Origin of the sequence: Paludibacter jiangxiensis, assembly GCF_001618385.1 — a bacterium.
In the GTDB taxonomy this organism is placed as follows: domain Bacteria; phylum Bacteroidota; class Bacteroidia; order Bacteroidales; family Paludibacteraceae; genus Microbacter; species Microbacter jiangxiensis.
In genome coordinates, this window is record NZ_BDCR01000001.1 from 72393 (window position 1) to 97681 (window position 25289).

Here is a 25289-nt window from a genome sequence, read left to right on the forward strand (position 1 = left end):
ACACATGAGACTTAAACAATAAAACCCCAAGAAACAATCATGTTCAGATTAATTGTATTAATAATATGTAATTTTTGTTATCCCAATAAACCATTTTTCTCCCCTACATATTGTCACTTTTAACATTCCCTCAAAAAAATAGCGGTGACAAATCTCTGATTTGTCACCGCTATTCATATAAGAAGAATACAATTTATAAACCTTTTGAGTAAGTCAAAAATTTAACATAAGCTGCGTTCCACACTTCACCATCCTGCGGAGTAAAGCTCTTCAAATCAACCGAATCACAGACAAAGTCTCTTATTTGTTGAATATCCGCAAACAAACCTGCTGCTTTTGCCTGCAACATCATATTACCGATTGCTGTTGCTTCAGCAGGGCCTGCCACAACTGTTACTCCCGTTGCATTGGCTGTCAACTGGTTGAGGAATGAATTACGAGAACCGCCACCAATCACATGTAATGTTGCAATATCATACGGAGCAAACGATTTGAGCGCTTCAAAAACCTGTTTGTAACGCAAAGCCAAACTATCGAAGATCGCACGCACAAATTGACCTACAGTTTCGGGAGCTCCCTGACCACTGGCCTTGCACACTTCTACAATCGCTTTTGTCATGCTGGCCGGATTTCCAAAAGCCTCATTATCCGGATTGAACAAAAATGCAAATGGTTTAGCTTCGAGAGCCATCGCAATCAGTTCTTCGTACGAATAGGCTTTTTCGATATCCCACTCTTTTTTGCATTGTTCCAAAATCCACATTCCGGTAATATTTTTCAGAAAACGGATGGTTCCATCCACCCCACCTTCGTTGGTTATATTCGCAATGCGTGAAGTTTCGTTGATAACAGGCTCCGGAAGTTCAAGTCCCATGAGTGACCATGTACCGGAACTTAGATAAGCAAAATGTTTGTTTGACGCAGGAACTGCCACCACAGCCGATCCTGTATCGTGACCGGCAACCGCTACCACAGGAATCTCTCCGAGCCCGGTTTCCTGAGCCAGTTCTTTCGTTAAAGTGCCAATAATCTGACCCGGCATAATAACTTTGCCCGGGAATTTTTCCCGCTCCACGCCTAGAAACTCAAGAATTTTCGGATCAAATTCTTTGGTATTGGGATCGAGCATTTCTGACGTGGATGCAATAGTGTATTCTGTCACCTTTTTACCTGTCAGCAAATAAGAGATTGCATCCGGCATAAACAAAATATCTTTTGCGGCCTTCAACTGCGAAGAATTACGTTTTTTCAGTGCATAAAGCTGAAACACTGTATTGAAATCAAGCGTCTGAATACCTGTTTTCCCATAAAGTTCCTCCAGTGGAAATTCACTAAGAAATTGTTCTGTATTTTCTTTTGTGGTATAATTTCTGTAAGCATAAGGCATCCCCATGAACGAACCATCTTCACCTAAAAACGCAATATCGACACCCCAGGTGTCAACACCGATAGAAACCGGCTTGATGCCTTTACGGGCTGCAACAGTCAAACCCTCTTTAATATGACTGTAGAGTTCAAAAAGATTCCAGTGATAGTTCCCATGAATGCTAATAATACCATTGGGAAACTTATGTAGATCATCCATTGTGAGCTTGCCATTCTCAATGGTGCCGCAAATAACGCGACCGCTTGTTGCACCGAGATCAACAGCAAGGAACGATTTATTTTCCATTTCAAAAAATTGATTTTATAGTAGATAGAAGTCCGAGATTTATAAAGAAGGATAGATACAAGAAAAAATCAAAATAAGAAGGCCAATACCTAACCATATAAAAGTCGCTTTAGCACAGCCCACCCATTCTTTCAGAATAATTCCCCAAAAGTTACTGAAAAGGATATTGAGAGACATTAGTATACTCCAGGAAAAAGCCATCATAATGCTTCCATCGGTAAAAAAGCTCTTACCCAAAGCTAGTCCGAAAAATTGTGAATACCAAAGCACGCCAGCCAGTCCGCAAAACAGGAGATTATTCACCAGCACGGAACCCGGCACAGAAAAATAATCTTTGGCTGTTTTATTTTTTACATTTTGGAACAAACAATAAACTGCGTTGGTAAAGAAACCACCCAGAGTCACCATCAGAACTGCAGGCAACCCTGCATACAGAGCTTTTGTGCCCATACCAAGAGCAGCAGCTTTGATCGGCTCAGCAGCTTCTAGCCCCAGACTAAAGCAGGCGCTCATCACACCGGCCAACAGAGCGACCAACAAGCCCTTACCAAGCGCAAAATCTTTTACAGCAGCTCTTTTTTGCTCTTCTGTCATATTTTTAGCACGAAGGCTCCCCGCATAACCGATTATGGCAATACCGGCAATTGCAATACAAACTCCCACCAGCAAAACAAACCCCTTGCCGGTAAACAAGTCAGCGCCAGCTATGATAGCCGGAATTAATGTACCAAAAGCAGAGCAGGTTCCCAATGCAATTGACTGCCCGAGAGCAACGCCGAGATAGCGCATACTGAGGCCAAACGTCAAACCGCCAACACCCCACAACATACCAAAGCCCATTGCTTTGAGCGCAGCTCCATTGCCACTGGCAAGTAACGCACCCAACGTTGAACCTTCGGGCACAGCAAGCAAAGCACCGAGATAAGGAAACAGTAGCCAGGCAAAAATACCCTGAACCAGCCAAAAACTCTCCCATGACCAGCTTTTCACCTTATTGATAGGCACATACGAGCTCGATTGACCCAAGCTGCCGATGGCGATAATGATAAGTCCGATAATCGTATTCATAAATTATGCGTGTTGATGTATTAAAATTAGGTTTATTAAAGTACTGATTTCCAAAACACAGATAAAGTTTCACCCCCAAAAATAGAAGATGAAACTTATCTCAGTTCAAGTGTTTATAAAATTAGTTTTAACGTTTGCCGGTAACTTCTTTTTCATAAGCTTCAATTTCGCTAATGAAATCAACACCAACAGCAACGTTATTTTTCAGACAGAAATAATCGAACACATCGGCCCATGGCAATGCTTTGCACTCTTCGAGCAAGGCAAGACGTTGGAAGTATTGTTCGTTTGCTTCGTATTCTCTCAACTTGGCAATCGGTTCGAGCATAGCCATCAGGAATGCTTTTTGAGTAGCACGGGCACCAACAACGTAAGCACCAATACGGTTGATGGATGCATCGAAATAGTCAAGACCGATATTAACACGGCCAAGAGCATTTGCACGAATGATTTCCTGCGCCAGCATAGTAACACTTTCGTTGAGAATTACAACGTGATCGCTATCCCAACGTACCGGACGGCTGACATGCAACAACAATTCGTCAGTATAAAGCAACAGTGAAGATATTTTGTCGTAAATTTCTTCTGTCGGGTGGAAATGTCCAAGATCAAGAGTAGCCATCAAACCATTTTGAACGGCATAGCCCATGTAGAACTCGTGAGAACCTACAGTAAAGCTTTCGAGGCCGGTACCAAACAGCTTACATTCTACTGCATCTTTTACGTTTTCAAATTTATTGGCAAAGATCTTATCCAGAGAATCTTTCAGGTTTTGACGATAAAGCAAACGATCAACAGCAACGTCTTTCATTCCGTCGTGAACCCAAAGGTTGTGGCAGGCTTTGTCGCCTTGTTGTTTACCCATCTCGTCGGCAATGCGACGACTACGGATAGTATGTTCGATCCAGAAATCGCGGATACCTTTGTCGCGGTGCGACAGTGACTGATCTCCACTTTTCGGGTGAGAGAAACTTGAACTATTGAAGTCAAGTTTCATACTATTTGCTTTCGCCCAATCGATCCAGCTCTGGAAATGTTTGGGTTCTATCTGATCGCGATCCACTTTCTGTCCACCAAAATCGCCATAAATAGCATGCAAGCTCAGACGATGATCGCCTCCCAGTAACGATTTCACTTTTTCTATATCCTGACGCACTTCTGCAATTGTACGCGCCTTACCTGGATAGTTCCCCGTAGCCTGAATACCACCGGTAAGAGATCCTCCTGCATTTTCAAAACCGGTAACGTCGTCCGTTTGCCAGCAATGAAGTGAAAGAGAGATATTTTGTAACTGGTTCAATGCTTTATCTGTGTCGACACCTACAGATGCATATTTTTCCTTGGCAACCTGATAGTTAGCTTCTATCTGAGCATCCTTTTTCATAAGTTCAATGGTTTATAGTATGGTTATTAAATAGCTTGACGTAAAACTTGATGTAAAAATAGACAATCCTGATTTTGTAGTAGCTGAAAAAAATGACACTTTAGCTTTGCTTTTTGACAAAAAGAAAAGAAAGCAAAAATAATAAAAAACCAAACATACTATCTGTTGTAATGATTTTGACTTTGCCAATAAGCATTAATGACTGGTTAAGGAATAACAAGTACATGCGCAAACCATTCAATTTCAGAAATAATACATTCATGCTAATTGTTCTGTAATTTCTTTCTAAATTTGCAGCATCAACCTATTTCTATTTCATGAACACACTAGCTAACAATTCCATAATGCTTAAATATCTTGTGACAAACGCACAAGACTTATTGTGGGGCATTACTGTGACAACGGTAGGAATGCATCAGATCAAAAAAGATTATGACGTATATCCGCCAAGAGCTGGGCATCCGGACAAATATTACTTTCAACCAACTGAAGGTCGTATACTAGATGAATTTCAGTTAGTTTACATCACCAAAGGAGAAGGAAAGTTTTATACCAGCAAAAACACATGTGTTGATGTAAAAGAAGGAGACATCATGCTCTTAATGCCTGGTCTGTGGCATTGCTATTATCCCAGTAAAAAAACAGGCTGGAACGAATATTGGATAGGATTTAAAGGTGAAGTAATGGATCTTCGGGCCCGAAACGGATTTCTAAATAACGAAAACTGCATTTACAAGGTTGGAATGCGGGACGAAATGGTAAACCTCTACCAATTTGCGATAAACGTCGCAACAACTGAAAGCACTGCATACCAACAGGTTTTAGCCGGCATTGCCAATCTACTTTTAGGGCTTTCTATGGCGTACGACAAAGAACAACAGTTCGAGAATTATACCGTTTTGCAGATGACCAAGGCAAAAATGATTATCCGCGAAAACATCTACTCAAAAATCACACCTGAAGAGATCGCCAATTTACTCAACATGAGCTATTCCTGGTTTCGAAAGACTTTCAAGGAATTTACAGGCTTATCCCCTGCTTCTTATATGCAAAAGTTAAAACTTCAAGCTGCCAAAGATTCTCTTGTGTCTACTAACCAGTCAATCAAGGAGATTGCATACAACCTGCATTACGATAATTCGGAGCACTTTTCCACCCAGTTCAAAAAACATGTTGGAGTTTCGCCCAAGGACTTTCGTAGTCAACATGGCAAATTTACCTCAAGTAAATTATCTGACTAATAACAGTGTATCCAACACAGCTGAACTTACCTGAAAAGCTGTTCCATGACGCATTCCTTTAGGAAACGAAACTTTACCGGAAACATCCTCCCATGTTGCGCCGTCTTTCGAACGTACGGCTCCATATTTGTGATCGCGGTATTTATCGAAATAGACGTATATATAACTACCCACGAACAACGGTGAAGGTCCTTCGGCCCAATATTTTCCGGTAATCGGGGGCGATACCTGAGTTACAAATCCTTTTTGCAAGTCGAATGTTGCCGTCACCCGTATGTTTTTCTGCACCGGTCGTAAGGTCTCGTTTTTCAAAAACAACATATATTCACGCCCTTTTTGCAAAATAGCTCCGTCAATCACACTAAAATCAGGATCAAAGAATAGTTTGGCAGGTGTAAACGAATGAAAGTCTTTAGTCGTAACACAATACAAACGATGGTTTAGACCCTTTTCGGTTGCCGAATCGGGAGCATCGGGATGCAGTGACGGCACTGTAGACGCCCAGAAAATATAGTAGTCTTTCGATTTCTTATCGTAAAACAGCTCGGGAGCCCAGGCATTTTTGGCAGTCGGTTCATACTCCATCACCGGCACATTCTGCTGTTCCGACCAATGCACTAAGTCTTTTGACGAAGCATATCCGATACCCCGATCCCACCACCCGGAGGTCCACACCATACGAAACACGCCATCTGGTCCCTGCACAATACTCGGATCGCGCATCAGGCGATCCTTGCCTACCGTCGGGGTGAGAAACGACTTTCCACCTTTCAACGCTTTCCACTCCAGACCATCATAACTGTAGGCCAGATGCAACCCATCTTCACCATTACCCACAAAGTAGGCAAACAAATAGGCGTTCTTTACAGGCTGTTTTGCCGAAGCCGTAAAGCTTGCAAACAACAAAGAAACAGTCACTAAAATCGAGAAACAAGATATTTTCATCCTTTATAAAGAAAAAAGCAACCAGCGAAACATTACATTTCTCAGGCACTTACAGGTTATTTCAAATAGTTATTCAACTTCAATTCTACAAGAGTTTTTACTCCCTCTATTATCGTCTTGGCATTGAGCAATGCCCCTTGAAATTTTGTATGGGTATGATCTGTCATAAAGAGTTTGGTCACCTCATCATGCCCCAGCGCATCATATTTATCGGCAACCAGTTTATTTACATCGATAAAGAACGCACCTTCCATTTCGGCTGCTTCTTTTGCCCATTTTCCATAAGAAAGTTCGTTACGTTCCACTTTTCCATCTTTCCATCGATCACGGGGCACAGGACTGATAACGATAGGCACAGCTCCTTTGAGGCGGGCATCACGGATATATTTGCGAATGTACCATCCATAGGAATACACAACCTGATTCCGCTTGGTTGTTTCCATCTTGTACACTTTCGATTCGTCACCGTTTCCGGGAATGGTTCCACGTGCTTTTTCTGTATTGATAGCAGCTCCGTCGTTATGCCCAAACTGAATAAACAGAAAATCGCCCGGTTTCAGAGCGGCACAAACAGCGTCCCAGCGTCCTTCGTCGATAAACGTGCGACTACTGCGGCCGGCCATGGCATCGTTCTCTACGTTGATTTTTTTGTCGTCGAGAAAATTTGCCAACAAAGAGCCCCATCCCCAGGAATCTTCGCTGCTTTTCTCATCCTTGTTATGCACCGTAGAATCTCCAATCACAAATACCAACGGTTTATTCCCTTTTCGTGCAGTCCCCCGAATATCCTTCGGTTTGTTTTTCAAATATTTTGCCAAAGGTAATTGTTGTGCCTGAATAGCTTCCGCTACCGAAGCGGCATTTAGCTTTGCACCTGTTTCGGAAGTATGAATACGGTCGGCATAAAACATTTCGTTCACTTTTGCCGGTCCGAAAGCATCGAACTTAGCAGCTGTGATGCTATTCAGATCCACAAAAGGAATCTTCTCTGCTTCGGCAACCTGCTTTGCCCATTTGCCGTAAGTGGTATTGGCCCGAACGATATGCCCGTTGCCATCCCATGCGTTTCGCGGTGTAAACGACAACATGATCGGGAATGCTCCTTTTGCCCTGATTTCAGCCACAAACTTACGGAGATATTCACCGTAGGAATAAACCGTTTCGTGCGCACCGGTTTCCTTGATGGTTACCTGCAACGAATCGTGACCAATGCCGGGAATAGAAGCACGGGCCCGCCCCGAATCGTAGGGCCCGCCGTCGTTATGCCCGAATTGAATCAAAACAAAATCGCCGGGTTGAATACCCCCTTTTACCGCAGCCCATTGGTTGTTATAAAAGGTTCGGCTGCTGGTGCCTCCAAGCGCGTGATTTTCAATCGTAATCTTCGTAGAATCGAACAAAGCGCCAAAGAACTCACCCCAGCCCCATTGGCCGTTACTCCCGTCAGCATCCCAACCGTTTCGCACGGTAGAATCACCGATGAGCAGAGCCACCGGATTGTTGCCTCTGCGGGTCGACCCCGACTTCAAAAGCGGCTTCCGGGTTTTGGGAGAAATCCGGTCGTTGATATTGACCTTGTTGGTATCGACAATTGCCTCGTTTTTGACAATTTTCCCTTCAGATACTGTGACCGAATCTTTGACGGTAGTTTGTGCCATTGCCAACACAACCGAACAGACACAGCCAATTGAGAAAAGTAAACGTTTCATAGTTAACTGCTAATAACCTACGCTTTATTGCGGAGATTATAATTTTGAATTTGAAATTAATAATGCACCGAGCCCTTTACATCGAAAATCGGACGATCGGTTTGGATATCCTGATCGTAATATTGAACGGCACTGTCGTTCATCTTGGGGAACCACATTTTTTGCATGCGATAAATCTCTGCTCCGGCAAGCAAAACAGGACCGTAACCATGGGCAGCAAATACGCTTACCGGACGGTAGTAATAGTATGCAGGATCAAAGCCCATGCCCGTTCCCACACAGGTACCTTCTACCTGACCCTCTGCATTTACCTTTTCGGTAACGGCATTCCATGCCAGCTGAACCACAGGGCCGTACGCAATGGCATCGATCCATTTGCTATTGATCGCCTTTGCAAAACAGTAGGCATAAATGGCGGTTGCCGAAGTTTCCAGATACGAATCGTTGCGATTGAGCAGCTGATGCCACATCCCTTGTCCGGACTGGCAAGCCGACAATCCGCGCACATGAGCCCGAAAACGTTCCAGTACAAAATCGCGGCCAGGATAATCGGATGGAAGTACATCGAGCAAAATGGTTGCCGTAAGCAAAGCCCATCCATTGGCTCTTCCCCAATAAAATGCGGGATGATCGGTACTCGATTCGATCCAGGCATGACGGTACAGACCGGTTTCGGGCACAAACATCCGCGAGGAGAACTGACGGAATTGTTTCACCGCTTCATCGTAATATTTTTTGTCGCCAGTCAGTTTCCCCATGTAAACAATGGCCGGAATGCTCATAAACATATCGTCGAGCCACATCGAGTTGTATTGCGGACGCACCCGTGCAAAAGTACCGTCGGAAAGGCGATACTCTTTGTTCATGATAAAATCGATGTAGTTATCTATGATCGGTTTCAGTTTGGTCGCCGAACCATCCAATTGCGCTTTAATCATGGAGGCACAAATGGAACCGGCATCGTCGAGTGCTTTCGGATCGAGCATCCGACGCATCAAGTCGTCGTTTACCTGTCCGTTCTTTTGCTTCAATTTTGAAAATGCCGGTGCTATCTCGGCCAGAAACCCGAATCGATCACTCACATACTTCTTATAGCGCTGGTCGCCGGTGGTTTCGGCGGCCAACAGCATACCCAGATAGGCCACACCCCACTCGTAGCTCGTCAATCGGAAAGCTCCTCTCTGCAAACGGGTCTGTTCATCTATTTTCGAAAAATCCTTGACAGGCTTCTGTGTAGCGGCATTAATCAATCCGACGGGAGTCTCTTTTTCCACGTAGCGAAACACCCGGTCGAGCACCGCCTTCACGCTGTCGGGCTTACTAACCCCGTATCTAACCGGATAGTCGGGAGCCAGCAGATGAAGCGGTGTATTTGCATCGGTTTGGGCAGGCTTCGCATTCTGAGCATTCATCATCACAAAAGCCCCCGAGACAAACGCAAGAGCAACGATAATTGATCTGAGCATGGATTGGTTATTTAGCGGATTATAGGAAACTATCTCTTTTTCGTTTTTGCAGCAGGAGCCAGTTTGTAAACTTCGCTACCGGCCAGCAGGTAACAACCCAATCCGTAATCTTCAAAATCGGGAATTTTAGTGTAACTCAACGGCTGTCCGTCTTTAGGTTCCTTGCCTGTTCCCTGCACAAAACCCAGTAAGCCATCGGCATGAACTGCCTCTTTCGCCATCGCATTCCAGGCTTTCACAATGACCGGCATATATGTTTTTTTATCGAGCCAACCGTGACGAACTCCCCATGCCATTCCATATACAAAAAGCGATGTACCGCTGGTTTCTTTTCCGCCGAAATGGGTTGCATCGTGCAGACTCACATTCCAGAAGCCATCGGGGCGTTGCAACGGGAGCAAAGCCTTCATCATGGCCATGTATGTTTTCCGATACTCCGAATAACCTACAGCATCCTTAGGCATGATGTCCATCACGCGAACCAGAGCTGCCACTACCCATCCGTTACCACGCGACCAGTAGCAATCTTCGCCATTCGGTTCTTTGTAAGGCGCCACAAAATCTTTATCTCGCCACCACAGGTTGTCTTTGGCATTAAACAAGCCACCGCCCTGTTTGAGCTTGGTATCCATGTACATGTCGTACATGCGCTGAAAATAGCGATCATCTTTATAGATCACGCCCAGTTCCGCATAAACCGGCATTGCCATCTGCAACGCATCGATCCACGACCAGTCATCCACTTTGTCGGTAGCCAGCATCTTATCGATCGAAGCCTTGATGTTCACAATCCGTTCGGCCTTCGACTTATCCAGCTTGTACAAATCGATATAGGTCTGTCCGCAACAATGATTGTCGGCATTACGAGTTTCGATACCACCGCGGAGGTTCCACTTGTGAAACTCACTCCAGTCGATAGCATATTTCAAATATTCGACCTTCGGATTCAACGCATAAAGAGCCATCAATCCTTCGTAATAGACACCGCGTGTCCAGATATTGCTGGGACGAACTCTATCTGTCACCAAAGGTTTCGACGGATCGGCATACTTGGTCATAAAGTAATGATTGGCAAGTTCCATTTTTTGCAATACCTCCTTTTTTGAAGGCAACGATTGGGCAAAGCTCAAGCTTACAAAAAAGCTTGCCAACAAAAGAGAAGCAATACATTTTTTTTTCATACAAAATAGTTATGTGAGGTTAGTTATTTTTCAACGATTTGTTTATCCGTTTTTTCAATCAAAAGATCTCTGATATTTCGACAATTGAACGTTCGAAAATCGGAAACGTTCGTCAATGAAAACGCAGCCGGCGCCTTTGGTTGATTGAAAATAACATTGTTAAACGAGATATTATGCACATCATCGAGGCACACCGAAGGGCGTTCATCCGGACGCATAATCGTTGCCTCTACGTTGTTAATCTGAATATTATTCGCGTGACGAATATAGAACACGGCTGCCGGAAGCGGGCCAAACATGGTCTGTTCGGGATACTTTTTTTCATTTTCCGGAATCACTCGGGTAGCCAGCTCTTTGGCTCCTCCACCTTGTTGGTAGAGATAAATATTGCTCAGTTTCACATCCTCGATTGAGTGACCGGGGATACCGGTAATCAGGCAAACATACATCGAATCGGAGTTGTAGACCCGAACATTGTCGATACTTACCCTGCGCAGATGGCCTACCGGAGTACCCTGAGGACTGCGTTGGCGCGCTCCGAGACGCAGAAAAATGGGAGCCGCGTTAATATCTCGCAGCACCAGATTGGAAACGGTAATATCTTCCAAATCGCCGCCATCGACCGTTTCGAGAGCCAGTCCGCGACTACGTTCGAACACGCAGTTGCTGATGGTGATATTTTTAAATCCTCCGCTCGACTCGGTTCCCAGCTTGATACGTCCACACGGGAAACACTGGTCGGGAGCCTGCGGAATCAACCGTTGAAAAGTACCGTCGAGCACCGTTCCCATATCATACCCACTCACAAAACAGTTGGTAATGGTATTGTTTTCTGTGTTCCGGAAAAACCCAAGTCCGTAGCTGGCTTTCAGCACAATGGCATCGTCATTCGGCGAATTGACCGTACAATTGGAGACCCGCACGTTGCGGCAGCAGTCGATGTCGAGTCCGTCGCGATTGGTATCGATCAGCAGGTTATCGATCGTCAGATTATCCACGCCGGTAGCCAGCAGGGCAAAGTGTCCACAGCGGTACATGCGGATATCTTTCAGGTTGACATTGCGGCACAACTTCAGGGCAATGGCTTTGTTCCCAACACCTCTGATCCGACTCTCTTCGCGGGTCAGCCCCATGCCATCGATCATTCCATTACCACATATCGTCACATTATCGAGACCGATTCCCCAAATCAGACTGTTTTGCCAGTGGCTGTGTCCGAAATCCTGAAACATATTGAACGCGTTCGGTTCGGCTATGTCAAAGCCCTCCGTTTCGGTAGGATATGCGGCTATCAGCGTTGCACCGTTATCAAGAAAGAGAGTAATATTGCTTTGCAACCGGATAGAATAAGACGCATACTTCCCGGCAGGAAACCAAACCGTGCCCCCACCCTCTTTGGCCGCAGCCTCAATCGCTTTATTAATGGCGGGCGAATCGATGGTTTTTCCATCCCCTTTTGCCCCAAAATCCCTCACATTAAAAAACGTTGCTGCCTGCATTGCTGTTGCCAATAGCGACATTACAACAAAAAAGAAGTATTTCTTCATGACATTCTATAGAATTTCAAATTATTATTACCGCAAAGTGCACAAAGATGGCGTAAGATCCGCAAAGGCTGAGTATTTTTCATCGCATCAGTGTCACGCCCATCAAACCGATTACCACCTCGTTGGCACGGGTTTCGAGCGTCAGTTGTTTCAACTGCTTCGACCTGTTCAACGGCAGGTCAAGAATCACCGCTGCTCCACCATCAATTTCGCGTCCCGAGGCCGGTGATACCGGCGTTTCGGTATAGTCGCCACCATTCCGTTTGGTTGCATCGGTTGCCTGTTTCTCTTTCGTTGCCATCATTTCGCGACTGACGGCTCCGGTTTTCAGGAATACCCGGTAGGGACGCGGAGCTTGCATATTAAACGCAAATCCGTCTTCGTAGTAATCCTGCTCGATGGGGCACCACGTTTGCGGATTGACCAGCAACAGAGAATCGGAAGTACCATCTGTGTACCAAACCTTCACCACTCCGTTCGTAAAACGGCTTTGCATGTGGTTGGTCGATCCTGCCATCAGCAGATAAGCATGAGACGCTTTCCCCGTTAACGGAAAAGTGACCGAAGCCGGATAGTTGTTCCAAAGCGAGGTAAACGCAATATTTTTTGTTTCGGGCAATGATGCCGTGCGGAACGGAACGCCCATCGGCGTGTTGAAAACGCCGTTTTGCGAGGCTTTCCGCAACCCACTATCGTCGATGGAGGCCGTTGTGAGCGGATGCGTCCACTCGCCGATACCCTGCGTAGGCGTTTGCAGCGTGGTATAGGGTGAACGCGGAGCAAGGTATTCGTTTTTGAAAATCTGAGTCACTTTATCGTTCAGTTGATTGTCAATATTGACCACTTCTTTTCTCTCTTTGGTATTGACGGGTAACGTCCAATCAACCAATGTGAGCTCATCCTGCTGACCATTGTCTTGCACAAACGAGATGCAGTTGGTTCCGAAAACCGCAATATCATCAGAAATTTCGATCTGTTCCGAAACCGAGGCGGCAGCGATAGTCTGTTTGGCTTTGATTTGCTCGCCATTCACCAACAGCTTACCAGTTACAGCGACAACGCGATTGTTGCGCAAAAAGAAAGAGAGATGACCGGAACCCGGATTTACCGGCTGCACCTCCAACGGTTCTTTCACCCAAAGTCCGACCGGCATCCACCACGTCAGATCGCCCTGTGTCGCACGAACAAAAAAAGTGCGGTGACCAACTTCACCCTTAATTGTTCCGGAGATTATATCTTCTTCAATATTCTTATTCTTCAATACCAATTGTGGATCATAGATTTTATCAACAAGAACACCAATAGTCTGCATGTATGACTCGCCACGTGCTACTGTAATCTCTTCCGGCGTTTTAACAGTCTTTCCTCCCCACTCAATTTCAATACTATTTTCCTGATTTTTATCACACATTACCCAAATGGCCGGAGTTCCTACAGCAGTCGTATCGACACGCCAGGCAGCCGGTTTTCCATTGACCGAAACGCTTGTAATTTTATCAGAATACGCCTTCAAGTGCAATTCCAGATTGAGCAACTTCGGCAGATGCTGACCTATATTATAACGTTCTACATTGCCATTGCGCTTGTAGTCGATCGAAATATCGGGCGTGGAGAACGAAGCGAACTGCCAGTCGGCAGGCATTCCCGGACGAATCACCAACCGGTCGTTCAACGCATCGGGCAAAATACCGAACAATCCCTGTACCAATGCCCGTGAGAACATCCCGATCGGATCGCCGAAATCGCGGTAACACTCGCCACGCGCGGCATCGTAAAAGCTGATCTGTCCCAAATTGCCGGGACTTGCCCCCAGATACATTCCGTCGAGTACCGAACTTTTGAACAACTTAAAAGCGGCGTCACTGCGACCGCTTTGCCAGTAAGAGAGTGCGGTATGCCACACTTCGGCAAAGGCCACGTTGTTCGTCGACCAGCAATAGGGCATCCAGTTGGAGGTAGAAATCGTCTCCCAGCCCTCATCCTTCAATCCTTTTGCCCGGACCGGAATATGAGGAATCTGCGTATCGACATAGCGCGTTGCCTGATAAAACTGAAACGGGTCACCGGCTTCCGAATCGACGGTATGATACACCGACCAAACTGCCGCGCTCCCATGAACCTGTTTATTGCCCATAAAATCTTTGTACTCGGCCCACACACCCTTGCCGGACATCCACAGCTGCTTATTCAGAGCATTCCATATTTTTGCGGACTCTTGTTCATATGGAGTCGGATCTTCGCCTATTTTACGGGCAATGTCGGCCGCCATTTTATTGGCGCGGTAATTATAGGCAGTGGAGTGAGTTGCCGCTCCGCTGTTGTATTGCAAGCCGTCGCTGGCCCAAATGGCAGCATAACCGTCGTAAAGTCCGTCATCGTTAGGATCGAAATTGCGTTTTTCCCACGCAAGGCTCAGTTTCAGCACCGGCCACATCTTTTTTACATAGTCGAGATCACCCGTCCAATTGAAATGCCACAACAACTCGTCAATGTAGCAAAGATTCATATCATAATGATGCATCTCGTTATTTTTTTGCGGATTGCGACAAATATAACCGTTACTGTACATGGGCGTTCCCCACTGCTTCAACGCACGTGCCAAATGCAGCGCGCTGTCCTGCGCCGGATGCGGAATCGTATTCGGCACATCCGTCACCTGCGAAGCCGCATAATCGTTAAAATGAAGTCGAGCCCGGTCGTGCCAGCCCAGCACATCGCCGGTGTAAGCGCCCCGCCAACCGGCCAAGCGCATCCGCCAACCTATAGCACCGTGCAGATAGGAGTTCGGTTCCCAAATGGCATCGGCTGCCATAGACAATGTGCCTCCCAGGGTATTGATAAACGGATCAGGAGTGATTATTTTGACGCGTGAAGCCAATTGCTGACGCGCAGCTTCCGCCTGCACAAATTTTGCTTCAAGCTTTTTATACGATAAGAAGCTATCCTTGTTATCCTTAACAACAGACACATAAAAAGGCAGTTGCCGCATCACGTCAAAACGCGCCATCACCACCGGCTGGTCGTTAGCCACCGAGCTGTTCCATTGGGCAAACGGAGACGAAACAACTGTCGAATTACCTGCTTTGATGACAGACGCCTCCGGAAAGATTCCGGTCAGCGTTATCGCCGCACTCTTTTTCGTCGGAGGAAGCGTCAGTTGAAAATCATTCTTACCGAACAGGTATTTATTGCCGGTACAATATTCCGGCTTCAGATCAAAACAGTCGGCCGCATCGACACCCAGATCGCCTTCGCGCGAAAACCGTTTACCGGTAGCTCCACCAAAAATGGCCAATAGTTCGACCTTTTTATAGCAATTCTTCAGCTCTCCTTTCAAGACAAACCCTTCGACATCGGCCATTGCCAAAGCCACAAGGTGCAGTTCCCCGCTCCCCAGCAACGGATCTTTGATGGTGTAGAGGCGGGAACCGGCCCGGTAGCGTGCTTCAACAAACTGTGCGTCGTTCAGCCATTTGGTCTCTCCATCCACCACCAGTCCGAAATGGAGATTGCCTCCCATTCCCGGCAGGTAAAAGGCAAATTCGGGAACATCTCCCGTTTCTGCACGAAACGCAGTATTCGTCCCGTACAATGCCCGGTTGTACTTCACCTTGCCGTTGACAATCACAAAATCGTCACCATCGGGCGTGTAACGCAATGTCCGTTCTTTGCCGTGCCAAAGACCGTTGTCGGCATTCGCAGATACCGCCAGGCAAAGCAACAGCGTGATATATATTATTCGTTTTAGCACCTTAAACTATTTACAATTGAAAATTTACGATGTACAATTGCAATCTGCTTCTACCAATTACATTTTCAAATCTTCCGATCAGAATTTCTTGTCTTTCAACGGCGTCAACGTTACCGGACCGAGCAAACCGGAAGGAACAGTGCCCCAGTCGGCATAGGTTCCGGGTTTGTAAAAGAGGTTCACCATGTTGATTTCGTTAAATATGCGCCAGTTCACACCCCGACGATCATAATCGGCAATGCGGTTGGCCGGAAGATTGGTTACCTCCACTTCGAGCCTGTTTTTACCCGGATGAACCAGTTTGCCGACATTTGCAACAAAAGGCACAGCCCAAAGCGTTCCGGCATCCTGCCCATTGATGCGAACACGCGCACTCTCGCGCACGTCGCCCAAATTCAATTGCCAATCGGCAGCCGCTGCTGCAGGCAATTCAAATTCCACGCTGTAACAGGCGGTTCCCTTATTGATTTTCGCATTCGGTTCATTCAACATTGTCCACGAACTAAGCGTATCGATGGCGAAGGTGCCGGAAATGGCAGGATCGCTTTCGGTAAATTGCATTGACCAACCTTTGGAAATGGCCAAAGAACTCTTTTCCGGTTCGGTATAGTGCCATGCGGCAGCTTGCACATCTGTTGTTTCAAAGGTTTTCAGAATCACCGATCCTCCAGATTTCAGTTGCAAATAAACCTCTGTCTTTCCATTGTTGCGGCGAATTTTCGCTTTGCCCGAATTGCCATTCATCGGATCGAACAGCACGGCCGATTGGGCATTCACAGCCAGAGGCACCCAACCGTCAACACCTTTATCCTGCAAGGAGGAGATGAAATAGTGGTGACCGGTTTCGTTTGACCGGCGAATACAGGAGAGACCAAGATCGGTGCGCATGTTCTCTTTTTGTACTTTACAGGCTGCAAGTGCCGACGCGTAATCGGGAGCAATCACAATATTACCTTTTCCGAAAGGCATTACTTCGGTTTTAGTTTCAGAAGTAATTTTTGGCAATGCTAATAATAACTTATCCAGCAACGTTTTCCGTTGATTCAAATTACCTAATCCAGGAACATCCTGCGGGTATCCTCCCACAAAAACGACTGTCGCACCCTCTTTGGCAAGCGACAAGAGATGAGCCATCACATCGTCGGGAATGGTTTTGACATCCGGCAGAAGAATTGCCTTGTAATCCGCACCGCCAATCGTTTGTAGTTTTCCCTGATTCACCGTTGTACTGCGCACAAATTGATCGGAAATATAGTCTACATCGTATCCGTTTTTGATTATGGCATGGATAGCCTCGATAAACTTTGGCGCCTTTTCGGCCATTTCATGAATAGTGAAGGCCTGATATGGTTTTTTCAGATCGGCTTTCCGCATGTCGTAAATGGGCAGGTAGACCAAAAAGTCGATATCGGGTTTTCCCTCCTGCAAAAACGATTGACAACGGGCGATATAGCTGAATAAAGGAGCCGCATCGCGCCAGATGGTATTGGTCGGCGACATATCCACCGTTGCATAGAATTTCCACCCCGGCCAGGCAGCCTCTTTGGGTGAATAGGTGGTGCCATGAAAATAGACATGGTTGACGCCCGAAATAAAGAACAGGTCGAGATCGGGTTTGCATTGCGAAAGCGAAGTACGAAAATGGTCGGTCAACCAGGTAAACGTTTCGGACGAAGTCAACGGTTTGCCCGAAATATGTGCCGCCGAAGAAGCATACTTGAGCATGGAGATATCCGAATCATTCGTTTTACGGATGGAATCAACACGCAATCCCTTGATGTGAAAATCGGAGATACCGAACGATTCGCATTCAGGAATATCGACCGTTGCGTAGAGATCGATCAGGTTCCCCGGCGAACCGTGAGCCTGATTACGGGTAGTGCTGCCATGCGAATGCGCCCAATCGGTCCACGTTTTGGTAAAATTTTCCTGCAACAGATCGGATAGCGTTTCGCGGTAATCGGACACGACACGCGCTACAACATCCGCATTGCCCTGCCCTCTGAACTCAGGCAGATACTCTTCGAGCTTATACCCGCGACGAAGCTGAAACTGTTCAAACAGATCGGGAGTCCAATCGGCGTTGAACACCTCATAAGAGTCGTTGAAAAAAGAGTGCGGATAGGCTGTTTTATTTTGAGCGAACGCCCGATCGAAGCGCCCGAGATAGTTCGTGACCGCCTGTTTGGAAAAATGGTTCATTACCCAACCTTCGCCTCCGGGAGCGGCACGTTTTACTTTCTGCAACGTTTTACCCACAAAAACAGCCGTTAAATGCCATTCTCCCCGAGGAGCTTTCCATTGAAGCCTGCCCGTTTTATCAAGCCTTGTTGTCAGATCGAGTTTCTTTCCGTCAGCAGAAAAAGCCATCAAGCGCGACAGTTTTGCCACTCCCTGCTGTTTGGTATCGCTTATTGTCACTGGTTCCTTCAGTGTCTCGCCTGCTTTGAGTATATAATCCTGAAAAACAACCTTGCAGGCCGCATCTTCAATGGTAACTTCGGGACTACCGAACGGCCAGCCGGTGCCTGTATTCATATCGATCTTCATCCCCAAACGGGCAGCCTCATTTTCGGTGTGGGTGAGCATCTCCATCCACTTGGGCGAGAGGTAGCTGATATTGTTGGCATCGTTGCCCTGCACTCCGTAAATCGGGGTAATCTCCAATCCGCCCATCCCCTTGGCGGCATATTCCGACATGTTGTAGGTAAGATTTGCCTTATCGACAGCGCTGCCCAGCCACCACCAACGCGCCCACGGTTTGGCTTCGGCTTTCACTGCTGGCCACGAGGTTGTTTGAGCCGACATATTCAATGTTATTGCAAGCAAACAGATTGCAACAGACCCGAGTTTATTGAGTTTATTCATTGTTTAGGTGAAGATTTACGATAAAAAACAGTTTGCTATTCAAATGCAGATGACTCATTTTCAAATTTTCAAATCAATCAATGGTCTTGCGGTTTTCCCGCTTTGGTCTCCTCGAACACAGACGACAGACGATAGTAATTCACGTCGTAGTTGGAGGCTGGCTTGTAAAAACTGCAATAGTAATTTTGCCCGTTTTTGATGGGAAACATCCCGCTCAAAGCCTGCGCATCGGTTTTATGTCCGGAATTAAACAGCTCCAATGGCGAATTTTGTTTGTGAGCATCCGACAAAACGGCCGAGGTCTCTATGGGGAACATGGTGTAAAAGACCGAAAAATCGTGCAGTCCGCCTTTGGGATAATAGAGAATCACGCCATTTCGCTCCACCACAAATACATTGTTTTTGCAATCGGAAGGGTTCAATCCGCTCTGCACCTCCTTCTGTGTTTTGCCACACGCAGCACCAAAAGCCCAGAATAACGAAAGGCTGTCGGGCATATTTTCTCCGTTGACACGAATAATTACGCCGTCGGTCTGATAAAGCGGCAATACCTCGAATGTCAGTTTTCCTTTCTCCAAAAACTTACCTGTGAGAGTATATTTCAATCCTTTGCCTTCGGGTTTGCACACTGCTTTCAATGCACTGAACCAGATACTTTGGTTTCCTTTTACCAAACCAAATCGGGCAGCAGAGGCTTTATCGGGCACATAAAAGGTAAATTCGGGGACTTCGCCGGCGGTAATCACCGAGCCCTGGTTTTTGGGAGTAATCGTTCGCGATTGCACCTGAGCCCCGGCGGCAAGCCACAACAGCGAGAGCCCCAAAACCGATATTATTTTCAACATTCTCATTGAACTATTTTTACATTCACATCGTTTGTTATCGTCAATCCTTTGCCATCTTTCGTGTTAAATCGAACGTTTTTCAACGTCCAGTTTTTACCGAAATCGATGTCACCGGCTTTTTCCACATTAAAAGTACAATTTTCCAAGGTGAAATTATCGAGCGTCGACTTTGCAATTCCCACGGCAGTAATACCTATCGGGGTGTCATTTACAGTAACGTCCGAAATATGCACATCGCGGAAAGTCGGAATGCCTTTTTCCTCAGGCACCACTTCCAACATCTTCTTCCAATGCTCGGGCAGCTCCTTGCCTTCGTATGCTTCGGGCAACTTTGAATAACTGTATGACGGATTCCAGTTGAGCGAAATTGCCAGAGCCGCTTTCGCATTGCGGGCATCGACATTGTAGACTGCCACATCCTCTACTACGCCGCCCCGGTTGTAGGCCGATTTCAGCCGAACTGCCGCCGAAGTACCGTTGGTTTTCAGGTTGTAGGCCACCACATGGCGGATACTACCGGCCGTCTCGCTGCCGAATACCACCAAACCGCCGCCCCGTGCCGACACGCAATCGTGAATAGAAACATATTCGGTCGGACGGTTCACCCGTTGTCCATCGGCATCACGACCGGCTTTCAAACAAATGTTGTCGTCGTTGCAATCGATGTCGCAATGAGCCACCTCAATCCGTTTGGAAGAGTCAATATCGATGCCGTCGGTGCTCGGTCCATGACCGCCAATATTGTTACGTACCAACACATTTTTTACCGTACAATTTTCGGAATAAAGCACTTGAACCGTCCAAAAACCAGCACGTTGAAACTGTATTCCGTCAATGGTAACGTTTTTTGAGTTGTCAACCACCAACGTGCGTGGCCGCTGACAATCGTAATCGACAATCCAACGCAATCCTCGGACATCGTAGTCCTTTCGCATCGTCCAGTACAAATCCCAGAAGTACTTGCCCTGTCCGTCAATAATTCCTTTGCCGGTAATGGCCACATTTTCCTGATCTTTCACGTTGACCAACGCTGCCGGCCAGTTCATTTCAATGCCCGCCACCCGGGTACGGATAACCGGATAATCTTTTATATTTTGGGAACCTAACAAAGTTACACCTTTATCGACCCGCAAGCAAACCCCTTTTTTTACGAAAATCGAACCCGACAAATATCTTCCCGGCTTGAAAGCCACGATTCCACCACCTTTTGCAGCGCAAGCATCAATCGCCTTCTGAATGGCTTTGGTATTGAGGGTAACGCTGTCTCCGATTGCACCGTAATTATTCACCCAATAGAGTTTTGTGCCAGTTGGAACCACTTTTGCGCCCACCTCTTTCAGCCACGCCGGATTTTTTTCAATCGCAAATCCAACTGCGATAGTGCACAAGAAAACTGATAAAATTAATATTCGTCTGTTCATGTTTCTATTTTTAGATGCATCAGGCATCAATTTGAATAGCAGCGTTGCAACATCTTTGTTCCCAGATTTAATTCCCAAATTTCCACATCTTCAAATTTGCAAATCGGTTAGTTTCCGTCCGGTTTTTCCACCGTAGTAAACGGGCTCAGCGGGAACGAAACCGACTCGAAAGCATCGGGATGCGCCGGATCAAAGCGGCTGTACTCCGGTCGCAGGTACTTTATAAAATCGAGTTTATTGGCAATGCAACCCTCTACGATACATTTGGAGAGTTCGTAGCCGCCATACGCATTGAAGTGGGTGTTATCCGCAAGGTCGCTGGCCTGACCAGCAAAAGTTCCGGCTTTGTAGTGCACAAAAGCCTTAACCGATTGTTCGGCCCCCCAAGCTTCATACAAAATTTTACTCATCGCGTTCAGATCGATTAACGGCACCTGGTTCTTCTGTGCCAACTGACGAGCAGCCTCCGGATATTCACCCAAGGTATTGATTACCTTGCCGGCGGCATCAAAATTGCGACGGTGCATCGAAGTAACGATCACCGGATAAGCACCTCGCTTGCGCGCCTCATCGATATATTTCTGCAACGACTGCTGATAAGAACTCCAGGGACCGATACCATCGCCTTTCTGTTTCTGGTCGTTATGACCAAATTCCATAAAGAGGAAATCGCCCTTTTTCATTTGTGTCAACAACTTTTCGAGGCGACGAGCCGAGATAAAGGTGTTGGCAGCTTCGCCCGATTCGGCATAGTTGGCAATGGCTACTCCTTTTTTGAAGAACGAAGGGAACATCTGCCCCCAACCGCACCACGGATCGTTATCCTGATCGACTACCGTTGAGTTTCCACAAAGAAAAATGGTCGGTGCTGTCGTGTTCGGCGTAATTTCGATGGCAGTGACCGCCGCATTTTTGTCACCAAACTCCAGAGTCAGCTTATTATCCCAGTTAAGTTTTGCCTTTTCGCGGGGTTTAATCTTCACCGAAACCGAGTCATTGATTCGTGTATTCCGAATATTGACGGTAAACGATTGTGTCGTTGTTTTCCCCTCTGCGGTAGCGATATGGGCCAGCATCAACCGGCGCGACTCGGCTCGAACAGTTGTCATTGATGGTTCCGACGTTCCGCCCAAAATCAGTTTCACATCGTAATTTCCCTCCGGCAATTTCACCGAAAAATAGAACGGTTTATCGCTACGACAACCCGTAAGCATCTTTTTTCCATTCGTTGCGGTAAATTCCTGCGGATGCGTTCCAAAGTCGAAGCCATACCCCAATGCGTAAGAATACACAGTCGTTACCGGAACAACTTTCGTGCCTTTTTCCGCTTTCGAGCTTCCGAAACTAAATTTCCATCCCCCATTTTGGGCAAAAGTAAAGAGTGAAAAACCGGCAAAGAGAATACACAGGGAAAAACGCTTCATCTGAGATATGATTTAATATTTACGATTAACAATTGAAAGAAGAAATATGGATAATAAAAATGTGTCGTTTCAAATTCCATTTTCAAATTTCCACATTCTCAAATTTTCAAATTCTGGTTACGGCATTTTTTTCAACCCTTCCCACACCACGTTCCAGTTGCCGTCTTTCGGGAAGCCCGGATTATTGCCTTTGCTTCCATCCCAACCGGCACACATCATGGCAACGGCAGTCAACAAACCACCGTTTCCGGGAAGATAGATACGCAAGCGTTCGTCCTGATAATTATGCCCATTCACCAGATAGGTATTGGTGCGTTTGTTCATCAACAGCGCACCCACGGCCTTTTCACCATCGCCCAAACGAGCGGCATCCATGGCCGTCATCGGGTAATCCCATCCCCAGGTCTTGTCCCAATTCCAGTTTTTCCACACCCAATTCAAGGTATTTTTCATTGTAGCCGGATTCACCAGGCGGCTCTGTGGGAAAATGCCCAACGCACCCAATACCGCCATATGGTCGGAAGTAAACCGAACATCGTGATAGGTCTCGGGTGCCGTTTCTGCTGCCAGATACAGTCCATCCTTCTGTGCCAAAGGAGACAACAGTTTCAATATTTTATTCCATTCTTTATTTTCGGGCAAACCGGCACGCACTCTCCACTGCTGAGCCACGCTCAGAGCATAATGCCAGTAGGCTAGTTCAAAAGGCGGATTGGTAGTTTCGGCTGCACGCAGGGTCTCCTGAGCCGGAATGGCACCTTTCAGCACATAACGGTTTTTTGCCTTGTCGTACGTTGCAAACGAAGCCATAAAATCGGCCGTTTCAAACACCAGTTTTTTGTATTTTTCAATCACCACTTTCGAAGGATGATCGCGGTAAATCAGTTCGGCCATGTAGATAAAATGAGGTTGCTGCCAGATTAGGAAAGAACCCACTTTGGAGGGCGCCTCAATAGAAGAAGGATCCGTCATTTTCATCCAGCGAACGCCTTTAAACCCTTGACGTTCGGCAATTTTTTTAGCATTATTGTATGCCACATTATACCAGTCCATGCTCTTTTCAAGCAGATCGATACGATTCCACAATGCAAAATGGACAGCATGCCACCAGTGCATTTCGAGGTGAAATTTTCCAAACCAACTGTTGTAGGTAAGCCCAGTTTCCTGCGGAGGCACATTGCCGGCACACTGTATGGCCATCAGGTATTGCGACAGCACCACGCGGCGTTCCATCTCCTTGGCACGGGCATCTTTACATTGCGAAAAATCGGCAGCAGCTCCTTTTATCCAAAAATTATTCCAATACGATACAGATGCCTCTTGTGTTTCAGCAAAGTCTTTCAAACTCAATTGGGGTCTTTCTTTCGTGAACGCACACGAGAATGAAAATTTATCAGTGCCTTCGGGAGCAAGCACATAGTAGTGACTCTTCGTTTCGGACAAGGATGCAGCTCCTTGCCATTGAAGCTTTACGTAGTAGGTTGTTGCGTCCAACCGACAGCAAATGATCGCATAACCGGCTCCGGATTCCACAATAGAGGTCGCAAAAGCCTCCGGTTTCGACCAATTGCAGGCATCGTCGGTATGTTTACCCGAGGGGTAAGGAAATCGCAAATTAAACTTCAGATTGCCCGAACGAATCAGGGCAGAGTTGACGGATACCGCAATCATATCTTCTGCCGGATGACAAACAGTCTGAACTGCGACCGGCTTACCAAACAACAAATAGGAGCTGTTTAGTTTTCCGTTCCACAAATCGAGGGTTTGATTGATATTCGTAAAATCAGAAACAGTTGCTTTCTGTCCTTGAATATTTTGCAACTCCAACCCTACGACACCCAAATGCAGGCGATGCGGGTTTTCACGAAACCATTCGGAAGCCTCTTTCTGACGCCCTTCCTTAAATTCGGTCGAATACGGTTCGTTCCAACCGTGAAAGTCATAGTCTTTCAGTGTCTCTTCAAAGCGGTAGTTGTTCGGATTGGCAAAACTATGCCAGCCCCATTGCGACTGAGTGCCCAGAGGAACTCCATTTTTATACAACTCAGGGAAGGTTTGAAGTCCTGAAGCATCGGCCGTGAAGGCAAAATTACCATTACCTACCGACAACGAAGAGAGAGAATCGAAGGAATGAACAACCGGATTATTCCGTTCAACAAGAGCTTGCCTGTTCATAGCCGCCCATAGACAACTCGGAACTATCCACAGGGTGAATAATAAACATTTGGAATTCAGTAATAATTTCATGAGTATTTGCATAAGTTTCAGGGAATACAAAAGTAAAGATTAAGCCTGTGGCTGAAATGATTTTTTTGATATTTTGACTTTGCATTTTGACACAAAACAGCCCTACTATCAAGCTTTTCAATCTGAGCATGCGAAAGACCTTCTGCTTGCAATATTTTGAATTGACGAAAGAATCATCGAATACAGAGCCAAAAGGCATAGTCAACCTGACGGTCAAATAAACGTTGGAAAAAACTTAAAGTTCCACGACAAAATCACCTCCCAAAGCCATACGCAATGTTCATTTGAGGTCAAATTCCACATTATTTAGACCAAACCAAAATGTTTAATTATTGTTTATTTTCCCGCCTTTTTTATTAATTTTTATTTTTGTTTATGTAGCCATTTTTGACTATTACTTATTTCGTATTGCTTCGAACAGAGGTTTATGTAATTTTTAAAATATAGACAAATCATAGTCAAAATCAAAAAATAGGCATTTTTTTAATATTATATGTGAATAATAAATCGAATATAGCAA

General features: G+C 46.1%; 14 protein-coding genes and 1 pseudogene. 1 reads left to right on the plus strand and 14 read right to left on the minus strand.

Annotated elements, in window-relative coordinates; all coding sequences use genetic code 11:
* Positions 1 to 193: 193 nt before the first annotated feature.
* The 3 genes from PJIAN_RS00240 to PJIAN_RS00250 form a co-directional block, all read right to left on the minus strand.
* Complete coding sequence (locus PJIAN_RS00240) at positions 194 to 1672, minus strand: rhamnulokinase (protein WP_068701031.1); 1479 nt, start codon at positions 1670 to 1672, stop codon at positions 194 to 196.
* A gap of 39 nt (positions 1673 to 1711) precedes the next feature.
* The gene (rhaT, locus tag PJIAN_RS00245; RefSeq protein WP_068701032.1) at positions 1712 to 2740 is read right to left on the minus strand and encodes an L-rhamnose/proton symporter RhaT; all 1029 of its coding nucleotides are present in this window, start codon (positions 2738 to 2740) and stop codon (positions 1712 to 1714) included.
* A 127-nt stretch (positions 2741 to 2867) separates the two neighbouring features.
* Positions 2868 to 4124, minus strand: coding sequence for an L-rhamnose isomerase (locus tag PJIAN_RS00250; protein WP_068701033.1), 1257 nt, complete (start codon positions 4122 to 4124; stop codon positions 2868 to 2870).
* Positions 4125 to 4468: 344 nt separating this feature from the next.
* Here PJIAN_RS00250 and PJIAN_RS00255 point away from each other — a divergent pair, with 344 nt between their 5' ends.
* Positions 4469 to 5365: an AraC family transcriptional regulator gene (locus PJIAN_RS00255; protein ID WP_236714350.1), complete on the plus strand. Its 897-nt coding sequence runs from the start codon at positions 4469 to 4471 to the stop codon at positions 5363 to 5365.
* On the opposite strand, the pseudogene PJIAN_RS00260 reads toward PJIAN_RS00255, so the two are convergent.
* The 11 genes and pseudogenes from PJIAN_RS00260 to PJIAN_RS00310 form a co-directional block, all read right to left on the minus strand.
* Positions 5360 to 6310: pseudogene (locus tag PJIAN_RS00260) on the minus strand (glycoside hydrolase family 43 protein); the annotation flags it as partial. The gene PJIAN_RS00255 and the pseudogene PJIAN_RS00260 sit on opposite strands and share 6 nt — an antisense overlap.
* A gap of 56 nt (positions 6311 to 6366) precedes the next feature.
* Entirely contained in the window at positions 6367 to 8019 is a 1653-nt protein-coding gene (locus tag PJIAN_RS00265; protein WP_084252190.1) for a rhamnogalacturonan acetylesterase, read from the minus strand.
* Between the two features lie 56 nt (positions 8020 to 8075).
* Positions 8076 to 9485, minus strand: coding sequence for a glycoside hydrolase family 88/105 protein (locus PJIAN_RS00270; RefSeq protein ID WP_068701036.1), 1410 nt, complete (start codon positions 9483 to 9485; stop codon positions 8076 to 8078).
* A 29-nt stretch (positions 9486 to 9514) separates the two neighbouring features.
* Entirely contained in the window at positions 9515 to 10666 is a 1152-nt protein-coding gene (locus PJIAN_RS00275; protein WP_068701037.1) for a glycoside hydrolase family 88/105 protein, read from the minus strand.
* A gap of 23 nt (positions 10667 to 10689) precedes the next feature.
* The gene (locus PJIAN_RS00280) at positions 10690 to 12213 is read right to left on the minus strand and encodes a rhamnogalacturonidase (RefSeq protein WP_084252191.1); all 1524 of its coding nucleotides are present in this window, start codon (positions 12211 to 12213) and stop codon (positions 10690 to 10692) included.
* 79 nt (positions 12214 to 12292) lie between these two features.
* On the minus strand, positions 12293 to 15943 hold the full coding sequence (locus PJIAN_RS00285; protein WP_439951392.1) for a DUF4450 domain-containing protein: 3651 nt from the start codon (positions 15941 to 15943) through the stop codon (positions 12293 to 12295).
* A 99-nt stretch (positions 15944 to 16042) separates the two neighbouring features.
* Positions 16043 to 18772, minus strand: coding sequence for an alpha-L-rhamnosidase (locus PJIAN_RS00290; protein ID WP_236714365.1), 2730 nt, complete (start codon positions 18770 to 18772; stop codon positions 16043 to 16045).
* 137 nt (positions 18773 to 18909) lie between these two features.
* On the minus strand, positions 18910 to 19677 hold the full coding sequence (locus PJIAN_RS00295) for a DUF4450 domain-containing protein (RefSeq protein ID WP_172795541.1): 768 nt from the start codon (positions 19675 to 19677) through the stop codon (positions 18910 to 18912).
* A gap of 2 nt (positions 19678 to 19679) precedes the next feature.
* Positions 19680 to 21098, minus strand: coding sequence for a glycoside hydrolase family 28 protein (locus PJIAN_RS00300; protein ID WP_068702630.1), 1419 nt, complete (start codon positions 21096 to 21098; stop codon positions 19680 to 19682).
* A gap of 107 nt (positions 21099 to 21205) precedes the next feature.
* A complete protein-coding gene (locus tag PJIAN_RS00305) occupies positions 21206 to 22522 on the minus strand; it encodes a rhamnogalacturonan acetylesterase (RefSeq protein WP_068701041.1) in 1317 nt (438 codons plus the stop codon).
* Between the two features lie 117 nt (positions 22523 to 22639).
* A complete protein-coding gene (locus PJIAN_RS00310) occupies positions 22640 to 24769 on the minus strand; it encodes a hypothetical protein (RefSeq protein ID WP_068701042.1) in 2130 nt (709 codons plus the stop codon).
* Positions 24770 to 25289 lie beyond the last annotated feature (520 nt).

Bases quoted from the DNA above. Each gene is read 5' to 3' on its own strand.
- PJIAN_RS00240 (WP_068701031.1), bottom strand. From the start codon at position 1,672: ATGGAAAATAAATCGTTCCTTGCTGTTGATCTCGGTGCAACAAGCGGT.
- rhaT (WP_068701032.1), bottom strand. From the start codon at position 2,740: ATGAATACGATTATCGGACTTATCATTATCGCCATCGGCAGCTTGGGT.
- PJIAN_RS00250 (WP_068701033.1), bottom strand. From the start codon at position 4,124: ATGAAAAAGGATGCTCAGATAGAAGCTAACTATCAGGTTGCCAAGGAA.
- PJIAN_RS00255 (WP_236714350.1), top strand. From the start codon at position 4,469: ATGCTTAAATATCTTGTGACAAACGCACAAGACTTATTGTGGGGCATT.
- PJIAN_RS00265 (WP_084252190.1), bottom strand. From the start codon at position 8,019: ATGAAACGTTTACTTTTCTCAATTGGCTGTGTCTGTTCGGTTGTGTTG.
- PJIAN_RS00270 (WP_068701036.1), bottom strand. From the start codon at position 9,485: ATGCTCAGATCAATTATCGTTGCTCTTGCGTTTGTCTCGGGGGCTTTT.
- PJIAN_RS00275 (WP_068701037.1), bottom strand. From the start codon at position 10,666: ATGAAAAAAAAATGTATTGCTTCTCTTTTGTTGGCAAGCTTTTTTGTA.
- PJIAN_RS00280 (WP_084252191.1), bottom strand. From the start codon at position 12,213: ATGAAGAAATACTTCTTTTTTGTTGTAATGTCGCTATTGGCAACAGCA.
- PJIAN_RS00290 (WP_236714365.1), bottom strand. From the start codon at position 18,772: ATGTCGGCTCAAACAACCTCGTGGCCAGCAGTGAAAGCCGAAGCCAAA.
- PJIAN_RS00295 (WP_172795541.1), bottom strand. From the start codon at position 19,677: ATGTTGAAAATAATATCGGTTTTGGGGCTCTCGCTGTTGTGGCTTGCC.
- PJIAN_RS00300 (WP_068702630.1), bottom strand. From the start codon at position 21,098: ATGAACAGACGAATATTAATTTTATCAGTTTTCTTGTGCACTATCGCA.
- PJIAN_RS00305 (WP_068701041.1), bottom strand. From the start codon at position 22,522: ATGAAGCGTTTTTCCCTGTGTATTCTCTTTGCCGGTTTTTCACTCTTT.
- PJIAN_RS00310 (WP_068701042.1), bottom strand. From the start codon at position 24,769: ATGAAATTATTACTGAATTCCAAATGTTTATTATTCACCCTGTGGATA.